This window comes from Rhodanobacter sp. Root480, from assembly GCF_001426645.1.
Classification (GTDB): Bacteria; Pseudomonadota; Gammaproteobacteria; order Xanthomonadales; family Rhodanobacteraceae; genus Rhodanobacter; species Rhodanobacter ginsenosidimutans.
The window spans coordinates 963,866-977,855 of the sequence record NZ_LMEX01000002.1 but is presented as its reverse complement, the minus strand read 5'-3'; the positions used below and the strand labels follow the sequence as shown (position 1 = coordinate 977,855).

General features: G+C 65.2%; 8 protein-coding genes. 1 reads left to right on the top strand and 7 read right to left on the bottom strand.

All coding sequences use genetic code 11. The features are described 5' to 3' along the window. Positions 1-81: 81 nt before the first annotated feature. From ASD22_RS11350 to ASD22_RS16750, 3 genes are all read right to left on the bottom strand, one after another. A complete protein-coding gene (locus tag ASD22_RS11350) occupies positions 82-3,249 on the bottom strand; it encodes a TonB-dependent receptor (protein WP_056083164.1) in 3,168 nt (1,055 codons plus the stop codon). Between the two features lie 224 nt (positions 3,250-3,473). Further along, the gene (locus ASD22_RS11345; RefSeq protein WP_156458999.1) at positions 3,474-4,622 is read right to left on the bottom strand and encodes an endo-1,4-beta-xylanase; all 1,149 of its coding nucleotides are present in this window, start codon (positions 4,620-4,622) and stop codon (positions 3,474-3,476) included. Positions 4,623-4,886: 264 nt separating this feature from the next. Continuing rightward, positions 4,887-5,141 (bottom strand): hypothetical protein, encoded by a 255-nt coding sequence (locus ASD22_RS16750; protein ID WP_156458998.1) that lies wholly within the window; start codon positions 5,139-5,141, stop codon positions 4,887-4,889. Between the two features lie 307 nt (positions 5,142-5,448). Between ASD22_RS16750 and ASD22_RS11340 the strand changes: the two genes are divergently transcribed. Further along, entirely contained in the window at positions 5,449-7,641 is a 2,193-nt protein-coding gene (locus ASD22_RS11340; RefSeq protein ID WP_056083161.1) for a M3 family metallopeptidase, read from the top strand. 398 nt (positions 7,642-8,039) lie between these two features. Here ASD22_RS11340 and ASD22_RS11335 read toward each other — a convergent pair whose 3' ends face one another. From ASD22_RS11335 to ASD22_RS16745, 4 genes are all read right to left on the bottom strand, one after another. Beyond that, entirely contained in the window at positions 8,040-9,386 is a 1,347-nt protein-coding gene (locus ASD22_RS11335) for a glycoside hydrolase family 27 protein (RefSeq protein WP_056083158.1), read from the bottom strand. Between the two features lie 81 nt (positions 9,387-9,467). After that, positions 9,468-10,907 carry a glucuronate isomerase gene (uxaC, locus tag ASD22_RS11330; protein WP_056083155.1) on the bottom strand — a complete coding sequence of 480 codons (1,440 nt, stop codon included), beginning with the start codon at positions 10,905-10,907 and terminating at the stop codon, positions 9,468-9,470. Between the two features lie 66 nt (positions 10,908-10,973). Continuing rightward, positions 10,974-13,838 carry a glycosyl hydrolase 115 family protein gene (locus tag ASD22_RS11325; RefSeq protein WP_056083152.1) on the bottom strand — a complete coding sequence of 955 codons (2,865 nt, stop codon included), beginning with the start codon at positions 13,836-13,838 and terminating at the stop codon, positions 10,974-10,976. Then, positions 13,835-13,975 carry a hypothetical protein gene (locus ASD22_RS16745; RefSeq protein WP_200946353.1) on the bottom strand — a complete coding sequence of 47 codons (141 nt, stop codon included), beginning with the start codon at positions 13,973-13,975 and terminating at the stop codon, positions 13,835-13,837. The genes ASD22_RS11325 and ASD22_RS16745 overlap by 4 nt, the downstream gene beginning before the upstream one ends. Between the last annotated feature and the right edge of the window lie 15 nt (positions 13,976-13,990).

The following is a 13,990-nucleotide window of genomic DNA, read 5'->3' as shown; positions in this document are numbered from 1 at the left end:
GAACGGCACACGCGTCGGCAAGCGGCAATCGCCGTGACTGTCCGCGCCCCGTTGCAGGCGGCGCGAACAGCGTGCGGCGGGTCAGAACGTGGCGCGGATCACCACTTCGGCACGACGATCGTTCACGAACGTGCTGCGCAGGTAACGGTTCTGGTCCACGAAGCCGGACGGCGCCAATGTCGGGTTGCTGTCGCGGACGTCGCTGTTGGCGTACGTCGACGGCCCCATCAGTACCTTGGTCTTGGCGTTCGTCAGGTTGTTGAGCAGGAGCCCGACCTTGACGTTCTTGTTGATGTTGAAGAACACCGAACCGTCCAGCTGGCCGAAGCTGTCGCTCCACACCGGCACGTAGGTGTCGCCCGAATCCTGCTCGGCGAGCAGGTAGCGATCACGCCACGACCAGGCCAGTCGTGCCGACCAGTTGCCGTATTCGTACATCGCCGTGAAGTTGTAGCTCTTCGGCGACAGGCCCTGCATCGGCAACGGCTGGTTGTTGACGATGAACTCCGCATCGCAGCTGCCGTTGTTGTGGTCCGGGTCGCAGGAGGTGGTGCCGGCGATGCGCGAGCTCTTCAGGTAGGTGTAGTTCGCCTGCACGCCGAGGCCGCGCCAGGCGCCCGGCAGGAAGTCGAAGAACTGCGAGTAACCGATCTCGAAGCCCTTCACCGTACCGTCGCCGGCGTTCACCGGGCCGCTGACCGGCAGGGTCTGGCCGGCGATGTTCTGCAGCCAGATCTCGTCGGCGATGTAGTTCTTCAGCTTCTTGTGGAACAGCGTGGTGTAGAGCTGCCCGGTGGGAGCGAAGTACCACTCCAGCGAGGTGTCGAACTGGTCCGAGATCATCGGGCGCAGTGCCGGGTTGCCGCCGGACGTGGCTTTCCAACCAGCCAGCGTCGACTGACCGCCGGGCGTTGCCGCCCACGAAGCGCCCACTTTCAGATAGGCATTGAGCTGGTTGATGGCCGGCCGGGTGATGGCGCGCCCGGCGGCAAAGCGCCACTGCAAGTCGTCGGTGAGCTTGTAGCGGAGATTCAGGCTGGGCAGTGCGTTCTTGTAGCTGGTGTGGCCTTCCATCGGTTCGGTCAAGCCGCTGAACATCACGTCGAGCACGCTCTGCGGCCAATCGCCCAGGTCGCCGGAGGCGCTGGAGAGCGAGGGGAAGGTGACCGAGCCGTTCGAGCGCACGCTGGTACGCACCAGCCGCAGGCCGACGTTACCGTCGAACCGGTCGTCCGGTGAGCCGAAGTACAGCGAGCCGTATATGGCCTGGGTCTTCTCCCACATGTTGTTGTCGCTCATCGGGCTTCCCGGCGTGCAGGACCCGTCGGTGGTTTCCTGCGGGCACCAGATGCCGCCTTCCAGCGCGTGCGAGCGCAACGCGGGAATCGCCTTGCGGTAGTTGCTGACCAGCTCGCTGCTGGGGAACCACAGCGTGGTGGGTACGTTCGCATCCCCACGATAGAAGTTGCCCAGCGTCTCGTAGGACTGCATCCAGCTCGGCAAGGTGTCGGCGCGGGCCAGGTCCTCGGGTGAGTTGTACGTCAGCCAGTGCGTGTTGAGCGCGCCCCAGTTGTACGAGCTGTTGGTGTTGTTGCTGTAGCGGTGGTTGTTGGTGGCACGGACACCCACGCGCAGCGAGCGCACCACCGCACTGTCGAAGTTGACCTCCAGGTCGATCTTGGCGGCCCGCTCCAGGCCGTAGTCGTGCTGGAGGTGATCCATGGCGGACCACAGGATGTAGTTGTGCCCGTCGGCCAGGTAGGCCGGATCGGTGACCGTCACGCTGGGCACGCTGCCGCTGACGTCGAGCTGGAGCGGCGGCATGTAGATCTGGTTGTAGACGGTGAAGTCCAGCGTGTTGCTGATGGATTTTGCCAGCTGCAGGTCGCCGCTCAGGATCACGTTGTCGGTGAGGTTGACCTTGAAGCCGTTGGACCAGTCGGTGGTTTGCGTGAACTGCTGGGCATCGCGGTTCGTCGTGTAGTACGCGTTGTTGCCGAACGGCCCCAGTGCCGGGTCGCCGCGCCACGCCGACGAGGTCACGGTGCCGGTCTGGAACACGCCGCGATCGTCATAGGTGAAGTTGGTGCCATCGGCCGGCAGCAGGTTGTAGAAGTTGGCCTCGTTGGACTGCACGAAGTGCTCGGACCAGTGCAGGTTGTAGTTGGAGCGGAAGAACTGGGAATAAATCTCCCAGCGGTCGTTAGGCTGCCATTGCAGGCCGCCGTAGAGACCGATGCGGCGACGATCCATGTCCATGCGCCGCCAGTTGACGCCGCCGGGCACGTAGCCCTGGCCATTGGGCGCGCCATCGGCGACGGTGGCGCCGAGGTCGTTGCGCCAGTTGCCGTCGGCATCCTGCAACCAGGTGTCGGGGCCGTCGTTCTTGGTCGGGCGCAATACGTAGGGCTGTACCTGCACGCCGTCGCTGCGCGTGGCCAGCTCGGAGATCGCCACGTCGAACAACGCGCCGAACTTGCCGAAGGTGTCGCTCTCCCACACGTTGCTGTACAGGAACGAGGCCGCCGGCTTGTGCTTCTTCGCCATGTCGCCTTCGTTGATGCCGAAGGAGAACGCGGTGGTCTTGCCGGTATCGAACGGCATGCGCGTGCGCAGGTTCACCGTGCCGCCGATGCCGCCTTCGATGATTTCGGCGGACGGGTTCTTGTACACGTCCACGCCGGCCATCAATTCCGCCGGCACGTCCTGGAAGCCCAGCGCGCGGCCGTTGTTGGCCGAGAAGCTGGAGCGGCCGTTGAGCAGGCTGCCCACGTAGGGCAGGCCGCGGATCAGCACGCCGCTGCCCTCGGCCGCCGGATGGTTCGGGTCGTCGTCGGCCAGGAAGTGATCCACGGTGACGCCGCTGATGCGCTGCAGGGTTTCAGTGACGCTGCGGTCGGGCAGCGCGTTGATGTCCGTGGCCGTCACCGAGTCGATGATCTGGTCGGCGTTCTGCTTCAGCGATTGCGCCGACATCAGGCTGGCGCGGATACCGGTGACCGTGATGGCACTCATGTCCGACACGGCCGGCTTGGCCGCCGCGTCCTTTTTGGATGGCGCCATCGCCGCCGACTCGGGCGCGGTCGTTGCCGCGGTATCCGTGTTGGCGTCCTGTGCCTGTGTCAGGCATGGCGCACCTACCAGCGCCATGCCCAGCGCGATCGCGGCGGCAAGCCGCGTCTCGCGAAACCGACGATTTCCGCGCGCGCGCGTTCCGCCCAGCAGCAGCTCTTGGCTGTTCCTCTTCATGTCTCCCCCTCTCGATGGATGGAGCGTGCGCAGCCCCCGCTGCACCGTCTCCATTTACCTGCGTACCAGTAAAATCCCCAAGCCTGGCCGCGGCAGTTGCTATAGCCTGGATAGCGCTAACATTTTTATCTGTATACATGCGCGGCGAGCGCTTTCATATACGGTTTTTTCCAATACCACGCACGCGGTGGCGCCATCGCGCGCACTTGCCGTACGACTGCGTCCTAATGTCGCAGCGGTATCGCCAGCACAGCATCCAGCGCGGGCTTGGGCTGGTGGTGACGATCAAACAGCAGGGGATAGTTGGTGCGGTCCGGGATCGGGTAGCCGTTCTTCCACGACATGTCGTCGGTCACGCCCCATACCGACACACGCTCCAGCTTGTCGCGCTCGCGGTGGAACAGGGCAAACAGCTCGGCGTAGCGGTCGGTCAGCTGCTGCTGCACGGCGGCAGGCAAGCCGTCGCGGTAAGGGTCGAGAAACTTCTTGAACTCCGGCAACTGGAACTGCGGGTGGGTCATGCCCTGGCCGATGATCTGGCCCTCCTTGGTCAGCGGCAGCACGTCCACGTCCAGCTCGGTGATCGACACCTTGACCCCGGCGGCGGCATACGCATCGATCGCCGCCTTGATGTCCTCCAGCGACGGATAATCCAGGCCCCAGTGGCCCTGCATGCCGACGCCATCGATGCGGATGCCGTGGGCCTTGAGCATCTTCACCATGCGCACGATGCCGGCAACCTTCGCCGGGCGCCACGCGTTGAAGTCGTTGTAGTACAGCTCGGTATCCGGCGCGTAGCGCGCAGCGTTGCTGAAGGCCAACCGCATCAACTCGTCGCCGTCGCCGATGCCGCGCACCCATGTGGTGTCGCGGTAGTTGCCGTCATCGCCGATCTGCTCGTTGACCACGTCCCAACTGTCAACGCGCCCGGCGTAGCGCCCAGCCACTTTCTCGATGTACTGGCGCATGCGCTCGGCCAGCTGCTTGCTCGGCAGCGGCTTGCCGGCGGCGTCCTCGAAGAACCAGTCCGGCGTCTGGTTGTGCCACACCAGCGTATGGCCGACGATGAACATGTGATGCTTCCGGCCGAAGTCGACGAACGCGTCCGCCGCCTTGAAATCCCACTGGTCGGGCAGCGGATGCACCACCTCGACCTTCATCGCGTTTTCCAGCGTGATCGCGTTGAAATGCTTCAGCACCAACGCCTGCGACGCCGCGTCCTTGCCGCTGACGATGTCGTCATTGACGGCCGTGCCGACGAGGAAGTCATTGGCGTACGCCTGCTTGAGCGTGGTGGCCGGCGCATCCGCGGCGTACGCGGGCAGCACGCAGGCGACCAGTGCCAGGCCGAGGGTGCACGTCAGGGAAAGCATCAGGCGACGTGGGATTCGCGGGTGGGACATCGTACTGCTCCAGTGGTGACCAGTTTGCTGAAAAGGCTCGGATTCACCACCGATGATAGCCAAATCGGTTCAATGAGCCCGGCCCCTCGTTTCAACCCTCATTTCGTTGATCGGAAGGCTTGGCCCCAAGCCTGCGTTGGCCTGCGGTTGCGCGTATCCGCAACCGGCACTGGGCAGGAGACACCTGCGGAAGCGCTTCCATATGGACGTCCATACGGCTGCATGTCACAGAGTTCACGCTTGCGAGACAGCCTGCCTGCCGGGCGTGTCTCCCGCTGCGGTCAATGTCTGTGCCAGCCGGTTCGCTGCGCCCCTTATTTCGGGCATGGCCGTGCATTCCCACAGGTTTCCGCGCAATGGCGAGCCGATGCCGTAGAGGCCGGGTTGGGGATTGCCGTCGGCATCCAGCAGCCGTCCGTCCGCTTCCGCAACGATGCCGAGCTGCAACGGATCGGGTGCCGCCAGCCCTTCCCGAAGTGGTTGGGCCAATAGCGGATCGCGTGCGTAAGCGAGTGCGGTTCGACGGCGCTGAAGGTTTTGCTGAACAGCTACGGCTCATTCCCTCCCGGGGCCAGGATGGTCGAGTCCGGCATCGTTGCATTCGGACTTCCCCTCGGTTCCGCAGGCGATGCGTCCGACCGTGTGAAATAGGCCCCGAAGCCGGCGGCCATCTGCAGACACTGCGTCGCCAGACCTGACTCCGTGATTTCCGACTCGTTGATTTCATGCCTTTAGTCATGGGTGATCCGCAGGCGCATTGGGTACGATCGGGGTTTGCCCACGTCGAGAGTCCTCCATGAAACATCCCGTCGCGCTGGCCCTGGCCATAGCCCTGTCCGGCTCCGTGGCCGGCTGTACCGATACCGCATCCGGCAAGAACGAATCCGCCACGTCCCAGGCGCAGAGCCCGGCAGTCGCCACCGACAGCAGCAATCCGTTTTTCGCTGAAAGCCCACTGCCGCTGCATTACCCGCAGTTCGACAAGATCAAGGACAGTGATTTCGCGCCCGGTTTCGACCGCGGCATGGCCGATCAGCTGAAGGAAGTGGCGGCAATTGTCGACAACGCCGAAGCGCCGACGTTCGACAACACCATCCTCGCGCTGGAGAAATCCGGGCAGATCCTGAGCCGCACCTCGACCGTGTTCTTCAGCCTCGTTGGCGTGGACACCAACGATGCGCGCAAGGCGATCCAGGCCGAATACGCGCCGAAGCTGGCCGCGCATCGCGACGCGATCGCGCTGAACCCGAAACTGTTCGAGCGCATCCAGACGCTGTACGACACGCGCGACAGCCTGGGCCTGGACGCCGAAGGCGTGCGCTTGATCGAGCGCTACCACACCGATTTCGTGCGCGCCGGCGCCAAGCTGTCCGAGGCCGACAAGGCGCGGCTGAAGACCATCAATGGCGAGCAGGCCAAGCTGGGCACGCAGTTCAGCCAGAACGTGCTGGCCGAGGTCAACGATTCGGCCGTGGTGGTGGATACGAAGGAAGAGCTGGCCGGCCTCACCGACGAACAGATCGCCGCGGCCGCCGCTGCCGCGAAGGAGAAGGGCCTGGACGGCAAGTACGTCATCGCCCTGCTCAACACCACCGGCCAGCCGCCGGAAGCGCAGTTGCAGAACCGCGCCCTGCGCGAGCGCTTGCACCAGACCTCGGTGGCCCGCGGCAGCCGCGGCAACAAATATGACAACACCGCCATCGTGTCGCAGATGCTGAAGCTGCGTGCGGAGAAGGCGAAGATGCTCGGCTATCCGACCTACGCCGCCTACGTGCTGGCCGACGAAACCGCCAAGACGCCCGAAGCGGTCAATGCCATGCTGACCCAGCTGGCACCGCCGGCCGTGGCCAATGCGAAGCGCGAGGGCGCAGCGTTGCAGGCGATGATCGACAAGGAGCAGGCGGCGAAGGGCGAGCCGACGTTCCAGCTTGAGCCGTGGGACTGGGCGTACTACACCGAGAAGGTGCGCGCCGAGAAATACGACTTCGACGAGAGCCAGCTCAAGCCGTACCTGGAGATGAAGAACGTGCTGGAAAACGGCGTGTTCTACGCCGCCGGCCAGCTCTATGGCCTCAGTTTCAAGCAGCGCACCGACCTGCCGGTCTACAACCCCGACGTGCTGGTGTACGACGTGTTCAACGCGGATGGCTCGCAGCTGGCGATCTTCCTGGCCGACATGTACGCGCGTCCGTCCAAGCGCGGCGGTGCCTGGATGAACTCCTACGTCGACCAGTCGGCGCTGACCGGCAACCTGCCGATCGTCGCCAACCACCTCAACATCACCAAGCCGGCCAATGGCCCGACCCTGCTGACCTGGGACGAGGTGACCACCGCGTTCCACGAGTTCGGTCATGCGCTGCACGGCATGTTCTCGAACGTGGAATACCCGTACTTCAGCGGCACCAGCGTGCCGCGCGACTTCGTCGAGTTCCCGTCGCAGGTCAACGAGATGTGGTCCGACTGGCCCAGCGTGCTGGCCAATTACGCCAAGCACTACCAGACCGGCGAGCCGATGCCGAAGGCGCTGCTCGACAAGGTGCTGGCCAGCTCCAAGTTCAACCAGGGCTTCGCCACCACCGAATACCTGGGCGCGGCGATGCTGGACCAGAGCTGGCACCAGCTCGGCGCCGACCAGATCCCCGCCGCCGATGGCGTGATGGCGTTCGAGGCGGCTGCACTGAAGGCCAACGGCACCGACTACGCGCCGGTGCCGCCGCGTTATCGCACGCCGTATTTCAGCCACATCATGGGCGGCTACGCGGCTGGCTATTACGCCTACATCTGGTCCGAAGTGCTGGATGCCAACACGGTCGAATGGATCAAGACCCACGGCGGCCTGACCCGCGCCAATGGCGACCGCTTCCGCCAGACCCTGCTGTCGCAGGGCGGCAGCAAGGACGCACTGCAGTTGTTCCATGACTTCACCGGCCAGGAGCCGAAAATCCAGCCGCTGCTCGAACGTCGCGGGTTGGATGTTGCGAACGACTGACGCATTCGTCCGCTGAAAAACAAAGCCGCCCGGAGCGATTCGGGCGGCTTTGTTGTGCCTGCCCGCCGATGCGTGTCGGGCGGGTTGCTGACAGTGGCGCATAAAGAAACCCGCAGAGGGGGAGTCTGCGGGTTTCGGGGGGTCCATCTTTGTATGCATGAAACCGGAGGGGAACCGGGTCATGCGGTGGGAGTGTTGTCTCACGACATGGGTGTTACTGTACTACATAGTTTGTTAATGAAACATAACCTGATGTCTGCGGTACGCGTTCCGAAGGAGGACGAAATACAAAAATAAGCAAGGGCATCGCGACTGAAGTCGCTCCTACAGGGCAGTTCTGCTGCCGGTAAAAACGAGCAAGATCGGAGTCAGGGAGGTGAACCTGACTCCGTCAGGTCTCACCGGCGCAACTCCAACAGCAAGACGCCGTGCGCGGCGACCGCGTGATTCAAGGCGGCCAGCTTGCCCAGGCTCCTCGCACCCCAGACGTCGCGTACGGAATAGCTGCCCTGCGCAAGCCCGTACTTCGCAAATCCGGCTTTCACCGTAGTGGCCGTATCGCCGGTGTTGAACAACGCCAGGTAGTCCGTCCCGTCCGCATGCGACGTCCATGCGATGACCGCCCCATCCTGTCCCGCGAGACGTTGGCCTTCGCCGCGCTGGTCCATCGCGATCACCGCGGGGTTGGTCAGCAGCGCCTGGGTCCAGTCATCCAGTTTGGTGAGGTTGCCGCCGAAGAACAGTGGCGAGTGGGCGATCGACCACAGCGTCACCAGGGTGCGCTGCTCGTCGCGGGTCAGTCGCGTGGTGCGCGGTTTGCCCTCGCCGGGGACCGGGCCGAGCCAGCCCAGCGGCAGCATGTCGGCGTCGGGCCAGTTGCCCGGCTTTACGTGGCTGGCCCAGCTCGCGATCACGGCGAACTGCGCTTTCACGTTCTGTGACCACTCGCCGTTGTCCTCCCAGTGGTCCCAGACGTCGTTGGAGATGCGCCAGAGCTGTGCGTTCCGGCCGAGCTCCGCGGCCTGTTCCAGCGGCGCGGGGCCGGGCGAGAGGCTCAGGATCATGGGCCGCCCCGTCTTCACGATGGCGCGGTGGATCATGCGGATCTCGTCGCCCTTGTACGGATGCGAGGCGATGCAGTCGACCTTGATGTAATCCACGTCCCAGCTGGCGTACTGCCGCATCAGCGAGTCGTACCAGGCCTGGCCGGCGGCGTTGTCCTTCACGCCGAAGTTGTCGGGATTCCACGGGCAGGTGTCGCCGGTGTCCGCCGCATCGACGGCGTGGAACGCGCTGCCCGCGATCGGCAGGTTGCCGGCCACGGCCTGTTTGGTGATGCCGCGGATGATGTGGATGCCGAACTTCAGCCCCTGCGCATGGACGTAGTCGGCCAGCGGCTTGAACCCCGCCGCCCCTGTCGCCGTGGCGAAGCGGTTGAGCGCAGGTTCGTAGCGCCCGTTGGCATCGATGCGGTAATGCAGTGTCTCGGGCTTCGAGGCATCCTGCGGGTTCGCCAGGTACCAGCCCTCATCGACCACGGCGTACTGGTAGCCGGCCGCCTTCAGCCGCGTCGCCAGCACGTCCACGTTGGCACGGTACTGCGCCTCGTCGATCGTCAGGCCGTAGGAATCCCAACTGTTCCAGCCCATCGGCGGCGTGGGAGACAGCGTGGCCTGCTGCGCTTGTGCCTGCGCTGCAACGGCGAGGGCCGCCGCGCCTGCAATCCGCCAAAGAGTTTTCAACATGTCTCTGCGCCTTGGTTGAGTCATTACGGGTGAAGACCGACGGATGCCGATCGAGCCGCACGGACAGATGGCGGGTTCCTGTTAGAGCTTGTACGCCTGCTTCGGCAACCGATACGCCAGATCCACCGCCACCTCCACCGCCTCGTCCTCATCCAGCCGATGCTCGGCCACCAACTTGGCCAGGAACGCGCAGTCGATGCGGCGGGCCACGTCGTGGCGGGCGGGGATGGACAGGAAGGCGCGGGTGTCGTCGTTGAAGCCGACGGTGTTGTAGAAACCGGCGGTGCTGAGGGTCTGTTCGCGGAAGCGCCACATGCCTTCGGGCGCATCGTGGAACCACCATGCCGGGCCCAGCAGCAGGCACGGATAATGGCCGGCCAGCGGGCCCAGTTCGCGCGCGTAGGTGCTCTCGTCCAGGGTGAACAGGATCAACCGGAAGTTGGGCTCGTTGCCGAAGCGGTCCAGCAGCGGTTTCAGGGCGTGCACGTACTCGGTGCGCACCGGGATGTCCGCACCCTTGTCGCGGCCGAACTTCTCGAACAGGCCCTGGTTGTGGTTGCGGAAACAGCCAGGGTGCAGCTGCATCACCAGACCGTCGTCCAGGCTCATGGCCGCCATTTCGGTGAGCATCTGGCCGCGGAAGGTGGCCGCTTCGACTGCCGAGAATTGGCCGCGCACTATCTTGTCGAACAGCTTGCGCGCCTCATCGACCGGAAGGTCCGCGGTGGTGCAATCTGGGTGACCGTGATCGGTGGAGGTGGCGCCCAGCGAAGCGAAGAAGGCGCGGCGCTGGCGGTGGGCGCGCAGGTAGCCTTCCCACGTATGGACGTCCTCGCCGGTGATCTCGCCAAAGCGTTGCAGGGCCGAAGGAAACTGCTCGTGTTCGGGGTCGATCACCGGGTCGGGCCGGTACGCGGTGATGACGTGCCCCGACCAGCCGCTGTCGCGGATCGCGGCGTGGTGGGTCAGCGGATCCAGCGGCGATTCGGTGGTGGCGATCACCTCGATATTGAAGCGTTCGAACAGCGCGCGCGGACGGAACGCGTCGGTCTGCAGCGCCTCGGTGATGGCGTCGTAGTACGCGTCCGCATTGCCCGCATCCAGCCGCTGGCGCAGGCCGAACACTTCATGGAAGACATGGTTCAGCCACATCGACGAAGGCGTGCCGCGGAACAGGTGGAAGCGCTCGGCAAACAGCCGCCACGCCTCGCGCGGATCCACCTCGGCGCGCGTGCCATCGCGGCGCGGAATGCCCAGCGCATCCAGCGGCACGCCCTGGCTGTAGAGCATGCGGAACACGTAGTGATCCGGCACCAGCAGCAGCTCCGCGGCATTGGCGAACGGCGCGTTGCCGGCGAACCATGACGGATCGGTATGGCCGTGCGGACTGACGATGGGCAACTGCGCCACCTGCGCATACAGGCGGCGGGCGATGGCACGCTGCGCGGGGTCGGCGGCGAACAGGCGGTTCTCGTCCAGGACGAGCGGCTTTGACTGGGAGGAATTTCCGGCAAGGCTCATGGCGATGGCATATCAGCAGTGGGGAATGGCTCCATTCTCCTCGCAAAGGGGAGAACGGCGGCGTGATCAACGGCGGATGCTTTCGGGTGCACCGAGATAACTGTCGCGCAGCGGGCCACGCACGATCTCGATGCGCTGGAACACCACGCCCGGATCGATGCGCCACAGCGTCAGTGTCTGCGCGCCGGCCCTGGCCTTGTGCCGGGACACCACGACATCGACGCTGTTGGCGACGGCCTTGCTCCAGGCCATGAAATCCGCTTTACCCGGCGTGGGGTCGAGCTTGATCGTCACGATTTGCGGCGCTTCGTCACCGATCGAGACGCCGAAACGCAGCCCGTCGCCGCCGCGGAAATCGAGCGTGGGCGACACGGTGACACGCACGTCCACCTCGCCATCGCGCTGCAGCCATACCGGATATTCCAGACGCGGACCGTTGCCGCCAGCCGTGTTGCTCGGCGCCGTTGCCGGCAAGGCGGTGACCGCGGAAACGGTGCGGCCAAGGTTGGGGATCGTGGTCCAGTGCACGCCCTCGCCATCGACCTTGCGCGCATAGTGCGCGGCCTCGATGGCCACGACACCACGGCTCTCGATGAAGCCGCTCATGCGTGTGTCGTCGCGCCGCACCGGCACGTCGATGTGCACCTCGGTGCCGTCGCTGCCGCGCACATACAGTTCGGCGGTGTGCGTGCCCGGTGGCACCGCCTTCCAGTCCACGTCCAGCCGCAGCTTGCTGGCATCAATGACCTTGCCGCTGGCCGGCGTGACCCGCAGCCACGGCTGCGACGGCTTCGCCTCGAAGGTGAACGGCGCGCCGCCGCGGTTGAACACCACCACCTCCTGCGACGCGGCGCCGTACGACTCCAGCGGCGCCAACTTCGCGCTTTGTGCGATATGTGGCAGCGCACGCGCGTCGCCCTCGATCGCCACGCCCATCACGCCATCGGCCGGCACATCCACCCGCGACAGCGCCGGCAGCACGTTGCGCTCGGGCTGTTGCCAGTAGGTATAGCCGATGTGCGTCTGCGACATCATGTGGGCCCACTTGCCGCCGGCGATGTCCTGCTCGTAGACGCGCGCCAGCTCGGCGTCGCGCGCGAACAGACGCTCGGCCTCCTTCGCCCATGCGTTGGCCGAGGCGCGGCCCTGCTGCGCGTACAGCCGGTTGCGCGCCACCGCCACGTACAGCGCGTTGAGGTTGGCGCTGGCCAGGATCGGGTACTCGACCAGTTCGTAGTACGCGTCGTGATACGTGCCGCCCAGTGCCTTGCCGATGTGCTGCGCCTTGTCCGCCAGCGCCTGCCAGTCGGCCAGCACGCGGTCGACCTCGTGATAGTTCGTGAGGCTGAATGTTTCCGGCGACAACAGCTCCGGTTTGCGTCGCGCGTTGTACTGCGTGTAGCGGGTCAGCAGCTCGCCGATCTCGGCGGCGTGTTCGCTGCCGAACTGTTGCGCGGCCCAGTCGGCGGCATAGCCGTCCAGTCGCTCAAGCGTCATTGCCTGTGGGTTCCACGCCAGGTCGAGGAAGAAGCTGGTCGGGAATTCCAGCGGCTTGATGTCGCCCACGTTGGCGATCCACAACTGGTTGGCGCCATAGGCCGAGGCCAACCGCATCTGTTCCCAGGTGCGCTCGATCTGGCTGCTGGCGATCCACTTGTAGTTGCGCGGCCCGCCCACGTAGTCGAAGTGGTAGTAGATGCCGTAGCCGCCCGACCGTTTGTCGCCCAGCTTGGGCACGCGGCGCAGGTTGCCCCAGTTGTCGTCGGCAAACAGCAGCGTCACGTCGTCGGGCACGCGCATGCCGGCGTCGAAATAGTCCTGCACCTCCTTGTACAGCGCCCACACCTGCGGCGTCTGCTTGGCCGGCTTGCCGGTGACGTCGGCGATGATCTTGCGCTGGTCGGCCACGATGCGTTCCAGCAGGCCGATGGCGGTGCCCTGGGTCATCGGCTCGTCGCCGTCGCCGCGCATGCCCACGGTGACCAGGCTTTCGTGGTGATCCATGCGCTCGATGCCGCCACGCCAGAACTTGCGCAGCGCCTCGGGGTTCTTCGAATAATCCCAGGGCCCGTGACCGTAGCGTTCCCACTCCGCGTGGGCACGCATCAGCGGTTCGTGGTGCGAGGTGCCGATGACCACGCCGTATGCATCGGCCAGCACCGGGTTCTCGGCGTCGTCGTCGGCGAATGCACTGCCCCACATCGCCGGCCACAAGGTGTTGGCCTTCAGGCGCAGGATCAGCTCGAAAACGTGGGCGTAGAACTTGTGGTTGAAGCCGCCGAACTTCGCCCGCGCGAAGCCGCCGAGCGCGGGCTCCTCATCGTTGATGAAGATGCCACGGTAACGCACCACCGGCGCGTCGACGAAGCGGCCGGGCGCCGCATACAACTCCGCGCGCCGCGTCACCGGCACGTCGGCCCACCATGTCCACGGCGAGACGCCGATCCGACGCGACACTTCGTAGATACCGAAAATGGTGCCGCGCTTGTCGGCACCGATGATCAGCAGCGCGCGGTCGATGCCCGGTTCGGGATGCTCGACCACCTGCAAGGCGTACGCCTCCCAGCGGCCGGTGACGTCGCTCACGTCGAGGTGTTTGTCGCGCACGATGCGGTCGATGCGCGGGCTGTGGCCCAGCGTGCCGATGATGATCGCGGCGTGACCGGATGCCGGCGTGTCGGTGGTGAACGTCGCTTGCGCACCGGCCACCGAGGAAAGATCCGATTGCAGATCGTGTGCGGCGCGCAATACGCCGGGGTAATCCTGCGCATCGGCCACGATGGTCGCTGGCGTATTGGCCTCGATCAAAGTGGTGGCGCCGGGCACCGCGTGGGTGCACACGGCCGCTGGCTGCGTGCAGTCGGTAGCCGCATGAACGCTGGTGCCTGCCAGCAGTGCGACAACCGCGAAGACAAGACACCGCACGCTCATTTGGCTGGGCCTTTGACGCCGCGCACGTAACCGCGCAACCACCGCATCGCCGGCCGTCCGTGGCGGCGACCGTCGACGAGATACGCACGCCCCTTCTCGCGCCACAGGTGGGCCAGGAAGGTTTCGATCAATTTCATTGGCCCTCTCCGGCG